This is a genomic window from Pseudomonas sp. HN2, from assembly GCF_020736465.1.
Classification (GTDB): Bacteria; Pseudomonadota; Gammaproteobacteria; order Pseudomonadales; family Pseudomonadaceae; genus Aquipseudomonas; species Aquipseudomonas moraviensis_A.
Genome location: NZ_CP085885.1, coordinates 2,524,615 through 2,546,010, shown reverse-complemented (window position 1 = coordinate 2,546,010; position 21,396 = coordinate 2,524,615). Strand labels below are relative to the sequence as shown.

At 61.0% G+C, this 21,396-nt stretch carries 18 protein-coding genes; 13 read left to right on the top strand and 5 right to left on the bottom strand.

Features of this window, described 5'->3' with window-relative positions:
• Window positions 1-13: 13 nt before the first annotated feature.
• Together LIS66_RS11170 and LIS66_RS11165 are read right to left on the bottom strand one after the other, a co-directional pair.
• A complete protein-coding gene (locus LIS66_RS11170) occupies window positions 14-5,476 on the bottom strand; it encodes an ATP-binding sensor histidine kinase (RefSeq protein WP_227974267.1) in 5,463 nt (1,820 codons plus the stop codon).
• Window positions 5,477-5,551: 75 nt separating this feature from the next.
• Window positions 5,552-6,223: a response regulator transcription factor gene (locus LIS66_RS11165; RefSeq protein WP_227974266.1), complete on the bottom strand. Its 672-nt coding sequence runs from the start codon at window positions 6,221-6,223 to the stop codon at window positions 5,552-5,554.
• 199 nt (window positions 6,224-6,422) lie between these two features.
• Here LIS66_RS11165 and LIS66_RS11160 point away from each other — a divergent pair, with 199 nt between their 5' ends.
• The 7 genes from LIS66_RS11160 to LIS66_RS11130 all read left to right on the top strand — a co-directional run bounded on the left by LIS66_RS11160 (window position 6,423) and on the right by LIS66_RS11130 (window position 12,262).
• Entirely contained in the window at window positions 6,423-7,427 is a 1,005-nt protein-coding gene (locus LIS66_RS11160) for a GlxA family transcriptional regulator (RefSeq protein ID WP_227974265.1), read from the top strand.
• Between the two features lie 97 nt (window positions 7,428-7,524).
• On the top strand, window positions 7,525-7,920 hold the full coding sequence (locus LIS66_RS11155; protein WP_227974264.1) for a response regulator transcription factor: 396 nt from the start codon (window positions 7,525-7,527) through the stop codon (window positions 7,918-7,920).
• A 544-nt stretch (window positions 7,921-8,464) separates the two neighbouring features.
• Window positions 8,465-8,830 carry a DUF6124 family protein gene (locus LIS66_RS11150; protein ID WP_227974263.1) on the top strand — a complete coding sequence of 122 codons (366 nt, stop codon included), beginning with the start codon at window positions 8,465-8,467 and terminating at the stop codon, window positions 8,828-8,830.
• A gap of 115 nt (window positions 8,831-8,945) precedes the next feature.
• On the top strand, window positions 8,946-9,305 hold the full coding sequence (locus LIS66_RS11145; protein ID WP_227974262.1) for a DUF6124 family protein: 360 nt from the start codon (window positions 8,946-8,948) through the stop codon (window positions 9,303-9,305).
• A gap of 299 nt (window positions 9,306-9,604) precedes the next feature.
• The gene (locus LIS66_RS11140; RefSeq protein WP_227974261.1) at window positions 9,605-10,807 is read left to right on the top strand and encodes an NAD(P)/FAD-dependent oxidoreductase; all 1,203 of its coding nucleotides are present in this window, start codon (window positions 9,605-9,607) and stop codon (window positions 10,805-10,807) included.
• A gap of 40 nt (window positions 10,808-10,847) precedes the next feature.
• Window positions 10,848-11,780 (top strand): MBL fold metallo-hydrolase, encoded by a 933-nt coding sequence (locus tag LIS66_RS11135; RefSeq protein ID WP_227974260.1) that lies wholly within the window; start codon window positions 10,848-10,850, stop codon window positions 11,778-11,780.
• Window positions 11,781-12,013: 233 nt separating this feature from the next.
• On the top strand, window positions 12,014-12,262 hold the full coding sequence (locus tag LIS66_RS11130; protein ID WP_042609623.1) for a DUF6555 family protein: 249 nt from the start codon (window positions 12,014-12,016) through the stop codon (window positions 12,260-12,262).
• A gap of 145 nt (window positions 12,263-12,407) precedes the next feature.
• On the opposite strand, the gene LIS66_RS11125 is transcribed toward LIS66_RS11130, so the two are convergent.
• Window positions 12,408-12,917: a nucleoside deaminase gene (locus LIS66_RS11125; protein ID WP_042609622.1), complete on the bottom strand. Its 510-nt coding sequence runs from the start codon at window positions 12,915-12,917 to the stop codon at window positions 12,408-12,410.
• 33 nt (window positions 12,918-12,950) lie between these two features.
• On the bottom strand, window positions 12,951-14,291 hold the full coding sequence (locus tag LIS66_RS11120) for a nucleobase:cation symporter-2 family protein (RefSeq protein ID WP_083353047.1): 1,341 nt from the start codon (window positions 14,289-14,291) through the stop codon (window positions 12,951-12,953).
• Window positions 14,292-14,493: 202 nt separating this feature from the next.
• Here LIS66_RS11120 and LIS66_RS11115 point away from each other — a divergent pair, with 202 nt between their 5' ends.
• The gene (locus tag LIS66_RS11115) at window positions 14,494-15,408 is read left to right on the top strand and encodes a LysR family transcriptional regulator (RefSeq protein WP_227974259.1); all 915 of its coding nucleotides are present in this window, start codon (window positions 14,494-14,496) and stop codon (window positions 15,406-15,408) included.
• Between the two features lie 123 nt (window positions 15,409-15,531).
• Here LIS66_RS11115 and LIS66_RS11110 read toward each other — a convergent pair whose 3' ends face one another.
• Window positions 15,532-15,987 (bottom strand): winged helix-turn-helix transcriptional regulator, encoded by a 456-nt coding sequence (locus LIS66_RS11110; RefSeq protein WP_064361946.1) that lies wholly within the window; start codon window positions 15,985-15,987, stop codon window positions 15,532-15,534.
• Window positions 15,988-16,132: 145 nt separating this feature from the next.
• Between LIS66_RS11110 and LIS66_RS11105 the strand changes: the two genes are divergently transcribed.
• The 5 genes from LIS66_RS11105 (at window position 16,133) to LIS66_RS11085 (ending at window position 21,369) form a co-directional block, all read left to right on the top strand.
• Window positions 16,133-17,389 (top strand): MFS transporter, encoded by a 1,257-nt coding sequence (locus tag LIS66_RS11105; protein WP_042609618.1) that lies wholly within the window; start codon window positions 16,133-16,135, stop codon window positions 17,387-17,389.
• Window positions 17,390-17,486: 97 nt separating this feature from the next.
• Window positions 17,487-17,795, top strand: a complete 309-nt coding sequence (locus tag LIS66_RS11100) for a 2Fe-2S iron-sulfur cluster-binding protein (RefSeq protein ID WP_042609617.1) — start codon at window positions 17,487-17,489, stop codon at window positions 17,793-17,795.
• Window positions 17,796-17,857: 62 nt separating this feature from the next.
• Window positions 17,858-18,610: a hypothetical protein gene (locus LIS66_RS11095; RefSeq protein ID WP_042609616.1), complete on the top strand. Its 753-nt coding sequence runs from the start codon at window positions 17,858-17,860 to the stop codon at window positions 18,608-18,610.
• Window positions 18,611-18,625: 15 nt separating this feature from the next.
• Complete coding sequence (locus LIS66_RS11090; protein ID WP_227974258.1) at window positions 18,626-19,966, top strand: ATP-grasp domain-containing protein; 1,341 nt, start codon at window positions 18,626-18,628, stop codon at window positions 19,964-19,966.
• Window positions 19,967-20,037: 71 nt separating this feature from the next.
• The gene (locus LIS66_RS11085) at window positions 20,038-21,369 is read left to right on the top strand and encodes an ATP-grasp domain-containing protein (RefSeq protein WP_227974257.1); all 1,332 of its coding nucleotides are present in this window, start codon (window positions 20,038-20,040) and stop codon (window positions 21,367-21,369) included.
• Window positions 21,370-21,396: the final 27 nt, after the last annotated feature.

Here is a 21,396-nt window from a genome sequence, read left to right as displayed (position 1 = left end):
CTGTTGATCATGTTCATTCACAACGCGGCAAGCCAAACACCACCCGCGCCCCGCTCGGCTCATTGCGCTCGGCCCACAATTTGCCGCCGTGTCCTTCAATGATCGTGCGGCAAATCGACAGGCCCATGCCCAGCCCGGTGGATTTGGTCGTGTAGAACGCTGTGAACACTTGCTCCGCCCGCTCGCAGGCAAAGCCTGGCCCCGAATCGCTGACGCTGATGTGCACGTTATCGCCCAGCGCTTCACTGCGAATCAGCAGACGTCGCTGCCCCTCTGCCATGATCGTCATGGCTTCGAGGCTGTTGATGATCAGATTGAGCAACACCTGCTGCAGTTCGACCCTGTCCGCCACTACTAAAGGCAAATCTGCCGCCAGCTCAACGCTGACCTCGGCGCCGTGCTTGAGCGCTTCGCCACGGCTGAAACCGACCATTTCTTCGATCAGTGGATTGAGGCTGACAGGCTGGCGCTGCGGTGGGGTTTTGTGAATCAGCGCGCGGATGCGTCCGAGAACGTCTGCCGCCCGGTTGCCATCGACAATGATATGCCGCAGGCCCTGCTCCACCTCGTCGAGGTTCGGCGGCTGCGCACCGAGCCAGCGTAGCGCGGCGTTGGCATTGGTGACCGTGGCGGCGATCGGTTGATTGACTTCGTGAGCGATCGACGCCGCCAACTGGCCCATGGTTGCCACGCGATTGGCGTGGGCCAGTTCCGTTTGCACCTGGCGATAACGGCGCTCGCCTTCGCGCACTTGCTCTTCGGCGAGCTTGCGTTCGCTGATATCCAGCACGAAGGCCAGGCCCTGCTGCTGACTGGCTTCGAATGCAGCCAGACCGACGATCACCGGCAGCCGACTGCCGTCCTTGCGGATGTATTCCTTTTCGAATGGCTGCGCGCGGCCGGTGCGGATGGCGGTTGCCAGTGCGGCGTCGCTGTTGGCGCGCATCGACGGCGGGGTCATGTCGCGCCAGTGTACGAGGCCCGATAGCAGCTCATCACGGGCGTAACCGACCATGCGCAGGAACGCGTCGTTGGCCTCGATGATTTTGCCCTCCGCGCTCCACACGATGATGCCGATGATGTTCGCATCGACCAGCCGACGGATCTTCGCTTCGCGCTCGGCGAGGTCGCGGTACAGGCGCGCGTTGTCCAGCGAGATCGCTGCCTGCGACGCCACCAGCCGCAGCACGGCCAGACGCGCGGGGCTGAACACCCCGGCGGACAGGTTGTTTTCCAGATACAACGCCCCGACCACCCGCGCCTGGTTCATCAGCGCCAGGCACAGGATCGAGCGCGCGCCACGCTGCTGGATGTACGGATCAGCGACGAACAGCGGATCGGCCGCGGCGTCGTCCAGGCACAGGTGGACGCCGGTGCGCAGCGTCTGATACAGCACCGACTCGGCCAGCGCCACCGCGTGCAACGGCTCGTTGCACAGCTGCGTGGCATCGTCGCCGATGCGGGTTTGCGCGGCGATATACGGTGTGTCGGCATTGAGCAGGATGAGCAAGCCCTGTTCGGCTCCGGCCTGTTCGATCGCGGTGCGCATGATCGTTTCAATCAAGCGGTCGAGGACGATTTCGCCGGAGACTGCTTGAGAGACCTTGAGCACCGTCGTCAGATCCAGGTGTTCAACCGCCGTGACGAGGGTGGCGGTCGGCTCGGGCTGCGCGACTTCGGAGCGCAGAAAACGATGTTTGCGATCCAGCTCCCGCACCTTGCCATCGGCGCCCCAACGCACATAGGCATAACGCGCGTCACGCAGATAAACACGGGCGATCTTGGCAAGACCGCGAGCACGATAGAACTGCGCGGCCAGTTCGTTGGCCAGCGCCTCGATATGGACCAAATCGTTGTCCTGGGCCAATTGAATGGCCTGTTCGTACAGCGATTCGGCCTCAAGTAACTGGCCAGTTACGCGCGCCATTTCCGCCGTGACCAGCGCCACCTGACTGGCGAAGGTTTCCGCACACAAGCGCGCCCACGTCTGCAATTGCGCGTGGTGTTGGCCCAGGCGCTGCAACGCATCGACATCGGTTTCGCCGTGAGCGGCCAAGGTCAGCGCCGCATAAAAATGGTATTCGGCCTCCTCGAAAAATGCCGAAATCACCCACAACAATCCCTGAACTTGGGTCGCGCATTCAGCGGCGCCCGCGTAATCCCCCGCCAGATAGCGCGCCTGCAACTTGCGCACCCAATACTTGCCGCGTGCCAGCGCCAGGTCCGGCGAGCTGGTCAAATGCGCCTCGACAGCTGTCTCGTCGAATCCGTCGTCGGTGAGACAGCCAAACTGCGGCGTCTGTCCACGCAGCATGAGGATCAGCGCCAACTGGCAGCGCATGAAATCGGCCACCAGACCGAAACCGACCTTCTCTGCATAGCCCAGGCCTGATTCGGTTTGCGCCTGCACCTCTGCCAACGGCTCGCCGATAAATAGCAGATCGGAAATCAGGCTGTTACCGGCAAACGCCGCATACGGCAGATCCCCGGTGCGATGGGCCGCGTTGAGCGCCCGACGCAGCAGTTCGCGGCACTCGCGTACGGGCCGCATCCAGCGCACCACGAAGATCGAAAAGCACAGATAGGTGCTCGCCTCGTAACGCGTGAGGCCGCGTCGATCAACCAGATCGCAGCCCAGGCGGCCAAACCGATAACCGGCGGCATAGTCGCCAAAACGTGGGCCCGACACGCGTCCGAAGTTGGCGTAGAGCAAGCAGGAAGCGTCGCAGTTGCCATATTGCAGGCTCAGGCTGATCGCTTTGCAGATGGTCAGGCTGGCGAGGTTCAAGTTCGATTGCACAGCCGGCGCGAAGAGTTTGCCCAGCGCATCGAGGGTCACCCGTGCGGCGGGGTCTTCCATTGACGGCAAGTCGATCATCTGCTCAATGGTGCGCCCGCGCAGGTTGGTCCAGACCTGCTGATATTCGTAGCGCACCTGGGCATCGTTCGGATGCGCTGGCCAATCGATGCCGACCCGACGCAGATAGGCCAGACATACTGCCACCGCACGGTCACTGCGATCGAGCAGCAGATAGACATCCATTTGCAGGCACGCCACCGCCGCGCGCTCGACGGTGGTCACGGCGCGCTCGGCCAATGCGGCCAGGCGCGTGTCGGCCTGCGCCAGTTGGCCAGTGAGAAACTCGCATTCGGCGCGGTTCAGCTCCAGCGCAAAACCCAGTTCATGCCGACTGTCATAGCCCTGCTCGCCCAACAACTCCGCCCCGGCCCCCAGGTAGGTCAGCGCCGAGGTGTAGGCGGTCGAGGCCTTCGCGCGCTGACCAGCGAGCAGGTTGAATTCGGCAAGTTGCTCACGTTCGGCGCGCAAGCTGATCAGGTGCGCGCCGCGATTGAGCTGGCCAACAATTTCGAAGATCGCTTCCTCGCGCCGCTCACCCTGGGTTTGCAGCGCGAGCAGCCGGCCGATGCGCAGATGCATTTGCGCCCGTTCGGTCTCAGCGATCAGCGAATACGCCGCTTCATGGATGCGGTCATGCACAAACCGGTAGACACCGTCCTGACGCTCGACCAGTTCCAGCCGCACTGCCGGCCATACCGCCGAGTGGACGTGAGGCACCGGCACACCGAGGACAGTCGCCAGCGTGTCGAAACGTGCAACGTTACCCAGACAGGCGAGTTGTTGCAGCGCCTGGCGCGTTTGCAGTGGCAGCCGCGCCAGTTTGCCAACCATCAAATCGACGACATTGTCGGTATAGCCCTTGCCGTTGATCAGGTGCACATCCCAACGCCAGCGATTGCGCTCAGGTTCGTAGATCAGCAGCTTTTCCTCGGCCAGGGCGTGGAGAAACTGGATGACGAAAAATGGATTGCCGGCAGTCTTGTCCAGCACCAGCCGCGCCAGCGCGACGATGCTCGCCGGCGGGCAGCGCAGCGACTCGCTGATCAGTTGTTCGATGTGCGCGCCGGCCAGGGGTGCGAGGCGAATCTCGTCAATCTGCACGCCAGCGCTACACAGCGTGTTGAGGGTACGGCTGAGTGGATGATCGCGATCCACCTCGTTGTCGCGATAGGCGCCTACCAGCAGCAGATGAGGAATCTCGGCACGGGTCAGCAAGTTTTCGAGCAGATCGAGGGTGGCCGCGTCGAGCCACTGCAGGTCGTCAAGGAACAGCGCCAGCGGATGCTCGGCTTGGGCGAACACACCGATGAACCGCTGCAAGACCAGCAGGAACCGTTGCTGCGCCTGCTGCGGTTCCAGCTCTGGCACGGCTGGTGGTTCACCAATGATCAGCTTGAGTTCGGGGATCAGGTCGGTGATCAGCCGCGCATTCGGTTCCAGCGCCCGCAATAGTGCTTCGCGCCATTGCGCCAGCACTTCGGCGCGCTTGCCCAACAGCGTGCGCACCAGCCCCTGAAAGGCCTGGACCAGCGTCGAATAAGGCACGTCGCGCTGGTACTGGTCGAACTTGCCGGCGGCGAACAAACCACGGGTCGGCACCAGCACTTTGTGCAGTTCACTGACCACCGACGATTTGCCGATGCCGGAGTACCCTGAAACCAGCACCAGCGCCGGAGCGCCTGTTTGCACCACGCCGGTGAAGGCATCGATCAACGTTTGCACGTCGTGTTCGCGGCCGTAGAGTTTTTCCGGGATCAGCAAACGCTCGAGGGCGCCCTGTTCGTTCAGCGTAAACGTCTCGATCTGCCGCGCCCGTTGCCAGTCGTCGAGGCAACGGCGCAAGTCATGCTCGACGCCGGCCGCGGTCTGATAGCGGTCCTCGGCGGTCTTGGCCAGCAACTTCATGACCACTCGCGACAGCATCGGCGGCACCGTTGCCACTCTCTCGCACGCTGGCATCGGCAGCCGAGCGATGTGGCAATGCACCCACTCCATCGGCTCATTGGCGCTGAACGGCAGCGAGCCGGTGAGCATCTGGTAAAGGGTCACGCCAAAGGCATACAGGTCGCTGCGCGAATCGATCGAACGGTTCATCCGCCCGGTCTGCTCCGGGGCCATGTAGGCCAGCGTGCCGGCGATGGTCTCCGGCGGCGTGGGTGCCTGCCGTTCTCGGGGCAAGTGCGAAGCCAGGCCGAAGCCGGTCAAGCGCGCCGCGCCATCTCGGCAATGGACGAAGATGTGCTGCGGTTTCAAGTCTTTGTGCACCAGACCACGCTGATGCAGATGGCCCAGCGCTTCGGCAATGTTCGTGGCCATTTCCAGACAGGTTTCGATATCCAGTGGTGCGACCAGCAATCGCGACATCGGCTCACCGCCCGGATCGTCGAACAGCAGACGGACCCGCCTGCCCGCGCGCTCGAAAGCTGTCGGCTGCAAGGCCCAGGCAGGATCGAGGTCTTCCCTGAGGCTATATTCGTGCGCCAGTCGGTCGAGGGTCGCCGGTAATGGCTGACCCAGCGCCGGACGCATCGCCAATACGCTCCCCTCTCCCGACCCGCGCTCACGGGAAAGTACCCGCTCGCCGTCGTCCCACAAAATCTGTTTTTTGCTGGTCATCTGCGTCGACACTGCTCATGGTTTTTTTCTGCCGCAGTGGCAAGACCTGCGGTTACTCAACGATGCCTGTGACGCTCAGGGGCTGCGCTGCACAGGCTCGATGCCCAGCGCTTCAGCGATACGCACCAGATCGGCCACCGAACGCGCAGCCAGTTTGCGCATGACCTGACCGCGATGGACCTTGACCGTGACCTCGCTGAGGTTGAGTTGCCCGGCAATCTGCTTGTTCATCAGCCCGGCAATAACGAAGCCGAGCACCTCGCGCTCACGGGTGGTCAGGGTTTCGTAAGCCCGACGCAGAACGGCGCCGGAGTGTTCGGCGGCCAGCCGCGCGCGGTCGCGGGACAACGCACTGGCCACCGCATCGAGCATGTCCTGATCACGGAACGGCTTGGCCAGAAAATCCACCGCACCGGCCTTCATCGCCTTGACGCTCATGGCGATGTCACCGTGGCCAGTCATGAACACCACGGGGATGCGCAAGCCGTTTTTTTCCATCTGCTCCTGAAAAGTCAGGCCGCTTTCGCCGCGCAGGCGCACGTCGAGCACCAGACAACCGGGTACCTCACGTTGCGCTTGCGCGAGGAAATCAGCGGCACTGTCGAAGGTCTGCACTCGCAGGCCGATCGAACGCAGCAAGCTGTCGAGGGCCTGGCGCATCGAGGCATCGTCATCGACCACATACACCACCGGTTCGCTGAGCACGCCGGGACTTTGCGCAGGGCTGGAATGCGACCACAAGGTCATGGTGTCTCCTCGGCGAGATCGCAGCACGCATTGGGCTGGTCAACAAATCTAGTTCAGGATTTCGACCGCAGCCAGACACCGGCCGGACGGTCAGCGATCAGGCTATCAGTCGTGACCATTGCCGGCCGGCCAGAAACCCCTGAAAATCGGCCAGGCTGAGGCAGTCCTGCCGTCGGCGCAGCAAACAGGCAGGCCTGCGATGTCCACACGACCTTCTTTTACATCGGCGCCGCGCGACGTGGTGTTCATTGCCTATCCGCGCCTGAGCCTGCTCGATCTCAGCGGTGCGCAGACCGTATTCTGGGCGGCGAGCAAGGCTTTGGCCGAGCGCGGGCAGCCCGGTTATCAACTGCACACCTCTAGCCTCACCGGCGGCTTGACCCAAACTGTCGAAGGCCTGCCCATCGATACCCGGGCGTTGAGCACACTGAACACCGCCGCACTGGACACGCTGGTCGTGCCCGGCGCGCCGGACATCTGCCAGAGCCTCGACGAGCACCGCGAACTGAGCGACTGGCTACGGGATCATGCCCACCTCGCCCGCCGCGTGGTTTCGGTGTGCAGCGGTGCGTTTCTGCTGGCCCAAGCCGGTTTGCTCGATGGCCGTCGCGCCGCCACCCACTGGGCGATGTGCGATGCCTTGCGTGATCGATTCCCAGCGATCAAGGTGGATGCCGATGCGATTTTCATTCAGCAAGGCCAGGTCTGGACCTCCGCCGGAGTCACCGCCGGGATCGATCTCGCCCTGGCGCTGGTCGAGGCCGATTGTGGCCGCGAAGTGACCTTGCAAGTAGCGCGCGAGTTAGTGGTTTACATCAAACGCCCCGGCGGTCAGGCGCAATACAGCACGCTGCTGCAATCGCAGGCGCAGGACGGTTCGCTGTTCGATGATCTGCATCTGTGGCTGATGGACCGCCTCGGCGATGCCAACCTGACCGTGCAACGTCTGGCCGAGCAAGCCGCGATGAGCCTGCGCAACTTCACGCGGGTCTACAAAGCACGCACCGGGCGCACACCGTCGAAAGCGCTTGAACTGTTCCGCCTCGAAGCCGCCAAACGCCTGCTGGAAAACTCCCCGCACAAAATCGATCGAATCGCCCGCCTCTGCGGCTTCAGCGACGAAGAACGTCTGCGCGCCTGCTTCCAGCGCCATCTGTCGATTTCCCCCCGCGACTACCGCAGCCGATTCAGCCGCGAAGGCTGAACCGCTATACCTAGGTATAGTTTTGCCCGCTGGCCATTGGCGTATGGTGCAAGAACGACAGGAGTCACCCAGCTCGGCCGCCCGGCCCGGGAGCGTTATGCACAAGACGCATGTCATCGCGGTGGTGGACGACGACGAGGCCATGCGCACGTCGCTGAGCAGTTTGCTGCGAGCGTCGGGTTATCGAGTGCTCGGCTATGCGGCGCCGGCGGATTACCTTGAATCGGATGGGCCGGAGCAGACTGATTGTTTGATTTCCGATATTCAGATGCCGGGCATGACGGGTTTGCAGATGCATGCTGCGCTGCAGGCTCGAGGCTGGGGGATGCCGGTGATTTTTGTGTCGGCGCATCAGAGCGATTTGCTTTGCGCCAAGGCTCGAGAAGCCAATGTCGTTGTCTGCCTGCGTAAACCCTTTGCGGCGGACGAGTTACTTGCCTGGGTTGAGGTTGCACTGCGTACGCTTCAAGCCAGCGAAACTCAAAAAAACTGACCCACCGCAGTTACCCTTGTGGGAGCGAGCCTGCTCGCGAAAGCGATCGCTTGATCAACGCCTCCCTTTGGCCATATTCCTCTTTCCACGGCGCAACGGCCTTGAAATCGGCTTAAACCAGATTTGCGTCTCCTACATCCTGAAAAGGTGAGATGAGTAGGCACGTACAGCGCATAAACACGACTGGGCAATCACGTTTAAATTACACTGACTGTTACTGCAAAAAGCCTACAACGCCTTGCGCCGCTGCCTACCGGTACTTCAGAATCCGCCGGCTTACACGGCTATCGGTTGGGCTATATCGTTTCCCTGTCACTGCAAAACAGTGATCGGGTTTGGTAGCCCGTTTCTTGATAGTTGTACGGCTTCCCCATATGCGGCCTCTATTTCGAGGCTCAGCTCTCTATGGTGGCCATGCGTGGGGCTCATTCGTGAGCGCCGGGGTTAACTATCTTGACCGGTCTACCAACCCGCGTGTGGCCGCCACCCTTCGTTTGGTAGCGATAGTGACGGCTCTTCATTCCTTCAAGGTAGAGAGTCATTTATGTTCAAAGTAACCCCAAACCCGCCGGAAGCCGATTCAATCCCGTACGACCGTGCTCTGGAACCCCAGCGAATAAAAGATGCGGCCGCTCGCGCCATCAACTTTTACCTCGACCCTCAGACGCTCAAAACCACCATTCCCAAGCGCCAGCCGGGCAGGATCTTTCTCATCGACCCCACGGTGGACGAGGAAACGTTGCTCGTCGAAGCCTGTGAATCGCTGGCCGCCGCCAACGACATGGCCCGCGAAATCAGTGGGGTGATCGACCACCCACAGCGTCGATCGCTGCTGATGTTGCAGCAGGTGATCATGTTGAGTGAGCTGATCGTCAATCGCGTGCTCGACAGCCGACGCGTGTCGAACTAGCCGGCAACCCAGGCATGAGGGGGCGTGCTCCCTCACTGCCAGCGGACGCGCCACAGCCGTGGCGCGGCATCCTCTTATCCAGACGCTCAAGCGGCGCTCATCGGAGTTTCAGCTGATGTCACAGACACCGTCCCATCCGCCGGTCACCGACCCGGTTTCGCCTTACGAATCCTTCCATTCAAAAAAACTTCACGACGCCGCCGAGCGCGCGCTCGATAGTTACCTCGCGCCGGCCAAGGTTAATGCGACGCCCTACAGTCCCAACACCCTGTTTATGGTCAACCCGGAATCCGACACCGAATCATTGTTGGTCAACGCTTGCGAATCCCTGGCCTCAGCCACGGTGATGCTCGGTGATTTCGCGGGGATGCTGGAAGGCTCACGGCGCAATACGCTGTTAGGCATTGCACAGGTGGTCATGCTGGGGGAATTGGCCGTGAATAAAGCGTTGGATAACGTAGTGCCCACCGACTGAACAACGGCATTGGCCGTGCAGGCGTGCTGGCACCCTGCGCGGCGATGTTCGTTTCGAACAACACCTAGGCCGATATTCCTCACCACCCATACCTTCGTATACCCCCCTTCCCCCCATGCATACCCCCCGCACACCGATGGACAACTGCGCCCGCAGCCTGCGCGCCCTAGCATGACTCTCGACAGCGAACGATTGAGCGCCAGGCAGTACGGCAAGCAGTTGCGGCGGCCAGTGATCGTCACGCGAGAGTCCGGATCGGGCTCGGGTTTCATCCATCCATCAGCGTCAGGGAGCACATTATGAAACAGCAATTATTGGTCATCGGTGCGGGGTTCGGCGGGCTGTGGAGTGCGTTGAGCGCCGCGCGTTTGCTGGACATGCATGACCGTCAGGACGTGGAGATCACACTGCTCGCCCCGCAAGCTGAACTGCGCATTCGTCCGCGCTTTTATGAGCCGGACGTGCACAGCATGTACGCGCCGCTGGACGCGTTGTTCGATGCGGTGGGCGTGCGTTTCGTCAAAGGCACTGCTAAAAGCATCGATGCTGCGGCGCGCCGCGTCGGTTATCGCGACGAGGCCGGGCGTCCGGGTGAACTGGCTTACGATCGGCTGATTCTCGCCAGCGGCAGCCAGCTTGCCCGGCCTCCGGTCCCCGGCCTCAAGGAGCATGCGTTCGACGTCGATCAGATCGAATCCTCGGCGCGCCTGGAACGCCATCTCATGGCTTTGGCCAACCAACTGGCCAGCGTTGCCCGCAACACCGTGGTGGTCGCCGGTGGCGGTTTCACCGGGATTGAAACTGCGACGGAAATGCCGGCGCGCCTGCGCGCGATTCTCGGTGAGGATCAAGACCTGCGCGTGATCATCGTCGATCGCAGCAAGGATATTGCCGCAACCATGGGCGATGGCATCCGCCCATCGATCATCGAAGCATCCAACGAACTGGGCATCGAATGGATCGTCGATGCCAGCGTTGCCGCTGTGGATGCCAACGGCGTCACGCTCGCCGATGGCCGCCACATCGAAAGCCACACCGTCATCTGGACCGTGGGTTTCCGCGCCAGCCCGCTCACCGAGCAGCTCGACGCCGAACGCGATGGCCAGGGCCGCCTGCACGTTGACGGCAACCTAAAAGTACAAGGCATCGATCATGTATTCGCCGCCGGTGATGTCGCTCGCGCCGCCACTGATGACCTCGGCAACTACGCGGCAATGTCCTGCCAGCACGCGATCAGCCTCGGTCGCTACGCCGGCAACAACGCCGCCGCCGATCTGCTCGGCGTCGCTCCGACAATGTATCGCCAGCCCAAGTACGTGACTTGCCTGGATCTGGGCGCCTGGGGCGCGGTGTACACCGAGGGTTGGGATCGTCAGCTGAAGCTGGTCAAGGCCGAAGCCAAAGAGCTCAAGACGCAAATCAACACCGTGTGGATCTACCCGCCGGCCGCCGATCGTCGCACCGCCCTCGCGGCCGCCGACCCGTTGATCCCGGTAGCCTGATTTCGCCCTCCGCTTTTGCCCTGAGAACAAGGAGAACACCATGACCCTGCATCTGGATTCCTTCACCGCCAATCGCGCCGTGACCCTGCCAACCCCCAGCGAAGAACTGGTGCCGTCGCGCTACGCCCTGCGCCTGGGCGACATCGATGTGATGGTGATCAGCGACGGTGTTTTGCCGCTGCCGACCCAGACCATGTCGACCAACGCCGATCCCGCCGACCGTGCCGCCTGGTTCAAGGACATGTACCTGGGCCCCGATGCTTTCGACTGGGCGCTCAACGTGCTGGTGGTGCGCAGCGGCGAGCAAGTCATCCTCGTCGACGCCGGACTCGGTGGCCAATTCCCCGGTTTCCCGCGGGCCGGGCAGTTCCCCAAGCGCCTGGCCGCTGCCGGTGTCGACCTCGCCGACATCACCGACATCGTCATCACCCACATGCACATGGACCATATCGGCGGCCTGCTGGTCGACTCGGTGAAAAGCCGTCTGCGCGACGACGTGCGCATCCACGTCACCGCCGCCGAAGTGAATTTCTGGACCACGCCGGATTTCACTTACACCGACATGCCAGCGCCGGTGCCGGACGTCCTGCGCAGCACCGCCAACGCGTTCATCGATCACTATGAAAGCAAGCTGCGGATCTTCGACGACGAATGTCAGGTGGCATCCGGCGTGGTCGCCAGACTCACCGGCGGGCATACGCCAGGACACTGCGTGGTCTACGTCGACTCTGGCGGCGAGCGCCTGACCTTTGCCGGCGATGCGCTGTTCCCGGTCGCGTTCGATCATCCTGATTGGCACAACGGTTTCGAACACGACCCGGCCAAATCGGTGGAAGTGCGCGTACGTCTGCTCAAGGAAGCCGCCGCCAGCGGCGAACTGTTCGTCGCCACCCATCTGGCCTTCCCTTCGGTGGGTCGGGTCGCCGTCAACGGCGAGGCTTTCCGCTGGATTCCGGCGATCTGGGACTACTGATTGCGCGCTTGAAAAACCTTCGCCCGGCAATTGTCGGGCGAAGCTGTTGGGGGTGATCTGGCTCGTTCGCGTCGGCGCTTATACGCTGATCATGCCGCAGGTTCGCCTGTTCCCGCTGAACCTCGAAGAACCGCGTTCCAGAGCGCTGCGTGTCGCTGATCATCTGGCCAGAAAATCCTTTGAATTTTTTTTGTCGGACAAAATCATTTACGTATGAGCGTAAGGAGGAACTCATGCGTAACACCGATATTTTCGTCATCGAATACAAACTGCACGACCAGCCAAAATCATTCGTCATCCGCGCCAAGAGTATGCGCAACGCCGACGCTTGGCATTGGGCGAGCTGTGACGCCGGTATTGCGCCGATTCCGAAACCGGGTAAACCACCGTTGAAAGTGGTTTCCAAACCCCAGGCTGAGCGCTATGGGATTACTGAGGTGAAGTGGCGCGAGACGGCAGCGCTGGACTGGACGGAGGCTTAGACAAACCGAATTGTTCAACTGATTTTGTCGAATTGGCCGGAAAGCAAAAAGGTTCTGACCGCGTGAAACTGCTCGTTCCCACGGCCTGCTTTCGCTGTGACGCAGAGCCTCACGGGAGCGTGGGAACGATCAAGTCAACCCAGGTTTACGACCAGAATCCTTTATGCGGCTCAGCCGCCTCCGCCTCCAGCATCGGCCCGAAAACACTGACCGTGCGTTGCCCTCTGGCAAAGACTTCACGACACGGCAGCGAGAACGTCGGGTTCTCCGGATGATCGCCGGTCAATCCGAGCAAAGCATGCTCCGACAGCGCATACACCACCCGCCCTACGCCGGTCCAATACACCGCGCCGGCACACATGCAGCAAGGCTCGGCGCTGGTGTACAGCGTGCAGGCCTCCAGCTCCGTGGGTGACAACAGCTTCGCCGCCGCAGCCACCGCGACCAGTTCGGCGTGCTGGGTGGGATCACCTTCCGGCGGCATCGAATTGTTGCCTGCCTCGGCGATGACCTTGCCGTCGCGGTCCGCCACCAGCGCTGCAAACGGATGCCGGCCACGCTGCTTCGACGCTTGCGACAGAGCGATGGTCTGGCGCAGCAATGCAAGGTCCAGATCGCTGACGCCGGCCGGAACAGGCTGAGTGAATTGATTCATGGGTAACTCCTGGGCAGTGTGAAAAGACAAAGGTCAGTCGGCCAGTTCGGCCGCCGATGCGCCGACGGCGTCGGTCGATGTTTTTTGTTTGTTGAGCAGTACATTGAGCAGGATGGCGGTAATCGCGCCGAGGAAAATCCCGCTGTCGAGCACCAGTTTCAGCGTTGGGCCGACGTGTTCGAACAGCGCCGGAAAGGACATCGGCAGGACGCCGACGCTGACTGACACCGCAACAATAATGGCGTTGCGTGTGCCTTCGAACTGCACCCGTGACAGCACCTGAATACCCGCTACCGTGGTCATGCCGAACATGACGACCGCGCAGCCCCCCAGCACCGGCGTCGGCACTGCTGCAATCAGCGCGCCGAGCTTGGGAAACAAGCCCATCAACACCATGATCGCGCCAGCAGCGGCGACGACGAAGCGGCTCTTGATGCTGGAAAGCGCAATCAGGCCGGTGTTTTGCGTGAAGGCGTTGTACGGAAAACTGTTGAACAAGCCGCCGAGCATGGTCGACAACCCGTCGGCGCGAAAGGCATTACCCAGGGTCTGCCGGGTTATCGGTTTGCCGACCAGTTTGCCAATGGCCAGGCAGTTGCCGGTGGTCTCGGCCATGATCACCAGCATCGCCAGGGTCATGATCAGAATTGGCATCAGAGAGAATTCCGGCGCACCGAACGCCATCGGCGCGCTGAACTCGAACCACGCCGCTTCGCTGACCCGACTGAAGTGCGTCATGCCGCAGGCGGCAGCGATCAGGCTGCCGACCAACAAGCCGATGAGCACACTGAGATTGCCGATGAAACCGCTGAATCTGGCGTAGATCACCAGCGTCACACTGACCGTAGCCAGGCCCAGCAGCAGGTTGGCCGGACGACCGAAGTCGGGCGAATCGGGATTGCCACCACCGAGCCAGATCGCCGCCGCCGGCATCAGTGAAATGCCGATGATGGTGATCAGGCTGCCAATCACCACGGGCGGAAAGAATCGCAGCAAGCGGCTGAATACCGGCGCCAGCGCAATGGTGAGAAAACCGGCGGCAATCACCGCACCAAAGATCTGGCTGAGACCGAACTCCTTGCCGATCATGATCATCGGCGCCAAGGCAATGAACGAGCAGCCCTGAATCAATGGCAAACGTGCGCCAAATTTCCAGAAGCCAAGGGTCTGAATCAGCGTCGCCACACCCGATGTCAACAGGTTGGCATTGATCAGTAAAACCACCTGGGCCGATGTCAGCCCCATCGCACTGCCGAGAATCAGCGGCACCGCCACCGCTCCCGCGTACATCACCAGAACATGCTGCAGGCCGAAGGTGAACAGCTGCCGCAGCGGCAGCACTTCGTCCACCGGGTGAACGCGTTGTGTAGTCATGGCACAAGCTCCTGAGGGGGGCAGCGTGAGTGGTAACCGTTGGCGCTCAGGGGCAGATGGACAGAAAGGATCAGCCCCGGCGTTTGAAGACGCGAGGTCATCCTTGAATGTTTTTAACGATGAAACAAATTGGCAACCATCGCTTTTTTCGATGGCTAACACGGGGCACAATCGCCCTTACCTTCAACCCGGAGTACACCGCGTGCGCTTCTCACTCGATCAATTGCTGATGTTCGTCCAGGTAGTGAAAAGCGGCTCGTTCTCCGCCGCCGGGCGCAAGCTGGGCAAGACCCAGTCCACCATCAGCGCGGCGATTGCCAACCTGGAAACCGATCTCGGCGTCGAGCTGTTCGACCGCAGCAATCGCAGCCCCGCCCTCACCGCCAGCGGCCATAAATTGCTGGTGCAGGCAGAGGCGGTACTGGAGCGCTGCATGACCTTCGAGGCCCACGCCGATTGCCTCTCGGACAACGTCGAACCGAGCCTGACCCTGGCGATTGAAACGCCGTACGGCCCGATCATGCCGGTGCTGCAAGCGTTCGAGCAGGCCTTTCCGTTCGTAGATCTGATCATTCGTCACCCGGTGCACGGCGATGTCAGCGAACTGGTCAGCAGTGGCGAAGCGGTGCTGGGCGTGGCGTTTTCGCAGCCGGGCTATCCCAAGGAACTGGCGTTCCAGCAACTGGGCAAGCTGATCATGCTGCACGTCTGCCACCCCGAGCATCCGCTGGCACAGCTGGACAATGTCACATTCGACGATTTGCACGTGCACCGGCGCCTGGCGTCCAGTGCGCACGCCAGCAAACTGCCAAGCAGCGAGTACCTGCGGGCGACGCAACTGTGGCAAGCGGAAAGTTATCTGGCCCTGCTGGAAATGGTCCGCGCCGGGCTCGGCTGGGCGACCCTGCCGCGCCAACTGATCCAGCGCGAATTGGGCAACGGCGAACTGGTCGAACTGCAGCTGTCGGCATATCCCCACACCGACTGGCAGATCGGCGTCGATCTGGTGTGGGCACGCCAACGACCGCTGGGCACGGCCGAGCGCTGGCTGAAAGAAAAGCTGCAGGCCAACAAAGTGTATGAGCGTGATCGCAATGGGCAGATCACCACGCTGTGATGATCTGGCGAGCAGCTGTCTTCCGATCAGCAAGTGCGGGCGAATGACTTCAACCGCCACGCCGGTTGATCAGCGCCCCACGCTAGCTCGGGTATGTTCAAGCAGGCTCTGCGGGATCGGTCGTCAGCTTTCCCGCGTGACCACCCGGCGATGGCAATCGGCGGGGGTCAGTACCTTGCCCGCTCGGGAGCGCACGACGATGGTCTCGACAGGTGCCGACTCTTCGTTATCCAGCAACACCGAATAACTCTCGCCCTTGCGGAACAGGTAGCGCTCGCCCCATTGGCGCATGCTGATAACGATAGGAAACACCGCGCGTCCCATCTCGGTCAGGACGTATTCCTTGTAAGCGCTGCCGTCGGACGCGGGCTGTATTTCGAATACACCCAGTTCGACCAGCATCTTGAGTTTGACCGTCAGGATGTTCTTGGCCAGGCCAAGACGCTTCTGAAACTCACTGAAGCGACGAACATCATCAAACGCGTCACGAATGATCATCAGAACCCAGCGATCGCCGATTGCCTCGAGTGTACGGGCCACGGGGCATTCGCTCTGTGCCAGTAGTTGCTGTCTGGCCATGTCTCTCCAGGGCTGCAGGTCTGATGAATAGAATGATCTAACGTCAGACGAAAATGTTTTTTAAATGTGGTTGTATTTAACAACCTGATTTGCTAAAAATCAACGCATCGGTTTCTATTCGAAACCACAATCCAAGGATGGAATGATGCCGTACAAGCCTCATGCCCCGGTAAAAATGGACGTCGAGGGCGACAAAGCGGCCGGTGGCTACACCCGGACGTCTCCAGGTACAGCGCCTTCGACTTTAAGCCGCTACCAGACTTTTCTCTTCGCAATTACCTGCGCCATGGCGGTAGCAAACGTCTACTTCGCCCAGCCTTTGCTGGAGTCCATGGCGGCCAGCCTTTCTGTATCACCCGGCACGATCGGCATTGTCGTCACCGCCACTCAGGCCGGTTATGCGGTCGGTTTGCTGTTCATCGTGCCCCTCGGCGACCTGCTGAATCGCAAGAAACTTATCCTTACACAAATGTTGCTTTCAGCCGTGGCGCTGTGCGCCGTTGGCCTTGCTCAGGATTGGGGCATGCTGCTCGGCGCGATGGTCCTGGTCGGATTGATGGCCGTCGTCGTGCAAGTGGTGGTCGCCTACGCTGCTACTTTGGCCAGCCCCGAACAACGCGGCGAAGCCGTCGGCACCGTCACCAGTGGTGTCGTGCTGGGTATCCTGCTGGCTCGCTTCGTTTCAGGAGCCGTTGCCGATCTGGCGGGCTGGCGCGGCGTTTACTTCGTCTCGGCAGCATTGATGGTGGCGATGGCCCTGGTGCTGTTTCGAACCATGCCCGCCTCGGCCAAGCCGCCTGCGCAAGGCAGCTACTGGAAACTGCTGGGCTCGGTGTTCGAGCTGTATCTGACTGAGCGCACACTGCGTGTCAGAGGCACTTTCGCGCTGCTGATCTTCGCCGCTTTCAGCGTGTTGTGGACGTCGATGGTCTTGCCGCTGAGCGCTCCGCCCCTGTCGCTTTCGCACACGCAGATCGGGCTGTTCGGCCTGGCCGGCGTAGCGGGAGCACTGGCGGCGGCCCGGGCGGGACGCCTGGCGGATCAAGGACTGGGTAATCGCACCACGGGCGTGGCGCTGGCGCTGTTGACGCTGTCCTGGTTACCCACCGCGTTCGTCGAAAGCTCGCTGCTGGCGATGGTCGTCGGGGTCGTCCTGCTGGATTTCGCCGTGCAGGCGGTGCATGTGACCAACCAGAGTCTGATCTTTGCCGCACGACCCGATGCCCAAAGCCGCCTCGTCGGTGCCTACATGTGTTTCTACTCGGTGGGCAGCGGCCTGGGTGCGATCGCGGCTACTTATACCTACGCGCACTTCGGCTGGGTTGCCGTGTGCCTATTGGGCGCAGGCATCAGCGTCGTCGCCCTGCTCTACTGGTTATATCTTCAACTGACCAGCAGATAACTTACCGCCAGACAAACTAACTGCTCGAGTGCGTAGTGATACGCAGCGTGCAACTGTGTGCCTGCCACACAAACTTTAATAGGGAATCGAGGTAAGTATGGCGTTGCACACACTCACCATTACTTCGCAAAAGTCTGACTCTGCGCATGAGTTCCAACTACCGAGCAACTCTGCGATTACCGATATCGAATGGGAAGCCGGCGGCAAGAATCTGATCCCGCTGGGCTGCCGTGTAGGTGCCTGCGGCGCTTGCCTGATCAAGGTTGAATCAGGTCTGGAGGCCTTGAATCCTCGGGATGACGATGAACAAGCGTTTATCGAAGTACTGGGTTACACCGGCGAAGAATATCGCCTGGCCTGCCAGTGTTTGATAAGAGGTGAATTGGCCATTGAAGTTATTGGCTGATAGTTGCAACTGAATCCACTGATAAACAATGCGTTAAAACAAACCCACAAAAGAGGCTTGATATGCTGAACCGTGTAAAGAATGTTGGCTATGGTGACCGCACTCCTTTTCTCAACGCTGCCGCTTCGCTGAATCTGCGTGGAGAAATCGATCGGATAATCGACGCTCAAGTAGAGCAGTGGTACGAAACCGTACCTCAGGCCGCTCACCTGGAAGGCAAAGACGTCAACAGTGCTTATTACAAGCGTCACCTGATCGAAACCGCATGGCGCATCCGCCTGCTGCGCGTAGCGGAAGCCAAAGCACTGGTCGAAGTGGCCAAGGTCAGTCCGGAAGCGGCACAGATCTGGGCGCATTACGAACAGGAAGAAATGCTCCACGACGATCTGTTCATTCAGGATCTGGAGCGTGTCGGCGTCAGCCGCGAAGAGTTCCTTGCCACCGAACCGTACCTGTCCACCAAACTGCTGACCGGCTTCTTCTCCTACCTGCTGGACCACGAAGGCCCGCTGGGTGTCATCGCCTACTCCTATCTGGTCGAGTACGTGAACGTGAAGCTTGAGCCGCGCAAACTCGAAGCGCTGAAGACTTCGGTTGGCGAGACCAAAATTGTCGGGCAGATCTCCCACTCTCACACTGACATCAACGATGACCATCCGGGTGAAGTCTGGGCGGCCCTGCGTTTCCTGATCAAGGGTGAGCAGGACATCAGCGCGCTGAAACGCTACCTGGCCGAGCATCAGAAAATTCTCGCCATGTATTTCAGCGAGCTGTACATCGACACCCTGGCCAAGCCGCAAGACAAGGCTGCTTAAGCCATGGAGCAGGCAATGAAGTCAAACCGACCCGGTGTTCTGATCCTGAGCCACTGCGGCTTTTCTTTCCTGGAAGACCTGAAGGAGGAGCTGCAGCGACGCCAGCTTCGCTGTTTCGTGCTGTCTTCATTGCCGCTTCCAGAACATGTGCCGGCCCGCCTGGAGCAGATCCAGACCTGGGCGGACCGGTTGTACATTTCCGACTCGCACCAGTTGAAGCAGGAGGATGTGAGCAATGCGCTCCAGACCCTGCGCAAGTCCGGTGAGCAGGTCACCTGCTGCATCAGCGTCTGGGAAGGTTACCGGCACTTGATGGCGGCAGCCAACGCATCACTCGGCGCCTATGACATTGATGCCCGGCAGGCGCTGGCACTGCGCAACAAGCTCAATGTGCGCAACCAGCTTGCCGAGGCGGGGCTGTCCAGAGCCCAGGCCCATGCGCTGACCGCCCCTGTCCTCGAAACACTGAAGGCCAGCAGCCAACGCTACTTCATCAAACCGATCCACGGCATCGCTTCCTATGCCGCGTTTCCGATGCGCCAGGACACGGACTGGCAGGCGCTGGAGGCATTGCGTCTGGCCTCGACCGAAGACACCGTCTATGCCTCGGCATTCCACGACGGCCTGCAGTTCATGGCTGAAGATTACATCCCGGGCCAGGAATTCAGTTTCGAAACGTTGTTGGTGGATGGCGAAATGCATGTCGTGGCCATTCACGAGAAATATGAAGTCACCGAGACCGCCGACACGGTGCTGGAAGACAGCTGCACCACCCCGCCAGCCAGCCTTGATCAGGCACAGATCGCGGCGGGCCTGCAATGGCTGGAAAAAGTGCTGGGGCGCATGGCGCTCAAATGGGGCTGCTACCACGTCGAAGCGCGGTTCACTGGCCAGTACTGGGACCTGATCGAGATCAACCCGCGGGTCGGTGGCAGCCTGATTTCCCACAGCGTCGAGGCCGTCACTGGCGGGCACAGCATGCTGTCGCTGTGGATCGATCTGCTGTTGGCCAGTCAGGACGATACCTCGACCCGTGCGTCACTGGTGCAGCGACTGGTTGATTACGGCTGGCGTTCGGACGGCACGAGCACGCAGTCGGCGGCGACTTTTTTTCGCGTGTATTTCGCCAGACCGGGAACGCTGAGTTCCGTCACCTTGAACGCGTTACCGCTCGCACCGGTGGTTCAGCACATTCTGCTCAAGGCCGGCGACGTAGTGCCCGCGCATGCGCGTGAGGTGTTCCTCGGCCAGTTGCTGTGGACCTTCGAGCGCGCCGATCAGGCGGCGCAATTGCATCAACTGGCCCAACTCAGCGCCACGGCGCTGGACATTCAGTATCAGCCGGAAAGCCCTTGAGCGGCCGCCGAACCACTGCCTGAAACAGCCTTGCCTCTCTGAACAACTGCAAGTATTCGAGGATGTCCGACATGCCGCAGCGTGCGCCTGTATTGTTGATAGTGGATTACAACCTGAGCCGGATCGGTGACGTTCTGCACATGCGCAATTACGCTCGCGCGCGTTGGGGGGCCGAGACGTGGCTGGTACGCAGCGATCCTCAGGATCATGACTTGGCGATCAGCGACCGGGTGATCGATGCCGATCCTCTGGCAGATGATTTCATACGCCAGGCGTTGGCACAGCTGGGTGACGACGCCGCCAGAATCAGTGCCGGGATGGTTTTTTCCGATAACGCGGTAGCCAGCGGCGCCGCGTTGCTCGAACGTCTCGGGCTGCCCGTGGATGATGCCGAACTGGCACTGGGCGCTTTTGACAAACTGGCGTACCGCATCGCCGAGTACGAACAGCGCGCCCTCCTCAACCAGTCGGGCGTCATGCTTCCAGACTTCCAGGCCATCGAATGCCTCAACGATGTGCGCAACTTTGCCGTGCGCCAGGAGCGTGGTTTCGTCATCAAACCCGCGTGTGAAGGCAACAACCGCGGCGTGGTCATGGTCACGCCCGGAGGGGACTGCGAGCAGGCATTCAACGAAGTGGCGCCCTACCTGGACGGGGGTGTGCTGGCAGAGGCATTCATTACCTTCACTCGCGAATATTCCTATGACGGGCTGGGCGAACTGTGGTTCATCACTGAGAAAGTCAGCGCCACCGGGCGTTATCCCGTGGAGGTGGCGCAGATCCTGCCCGCTCGCCTCGACGAGCACGAACGTCAGGCCATTCGCCTGGCTGGCGAGCAGGTCAATCGCCTCGTCGGCCAGCGCATCGGGCCATTTCATAATGAGATCAAGCTCAGTGACAGCGACTGCCGCACCGCCGTGATCGAACCCAATCGTCGCCCCGGAGGCATGAAAATCTGGACCCTGGCGCAGGCCGTTCATGGCCTGGACCTGTATGCCGCGTGGGTTGATTCGGTGTTTGCCGCAACAATCCCGGCCGATTTGCCGCCCACGACCTGCAGTGCCGCGACCGTCATGTTCGGCGTGCCCCATGACATGACCCTGGATGTGGCTGACCTCGGCGAGATCCACAGCATAGTCGACGAGACGCTGGCTCGAACGGCCCAAGCGCTCGACCTCGCCAGGAAAGACCTCGTGCTGCTGGAGTGTGCATGGATCGCCGGACACTCGCGCCTCATCCACGCGATTCCCAGAGACAACAGCGACTTTGTTGCCCACGCCTGCGTCGCCTTGCATGACGCCAGCGTGGACATCCGCGATCTAGTGACAGTCCTGCGCGAACAATGGCTTGAGATTCTGCAGGGTCATCTGGCCGCCGCGCAGCCACTCAAGGTCGCCTCCTGACCCCTCTCTTATTCGCTTCGAGACTCT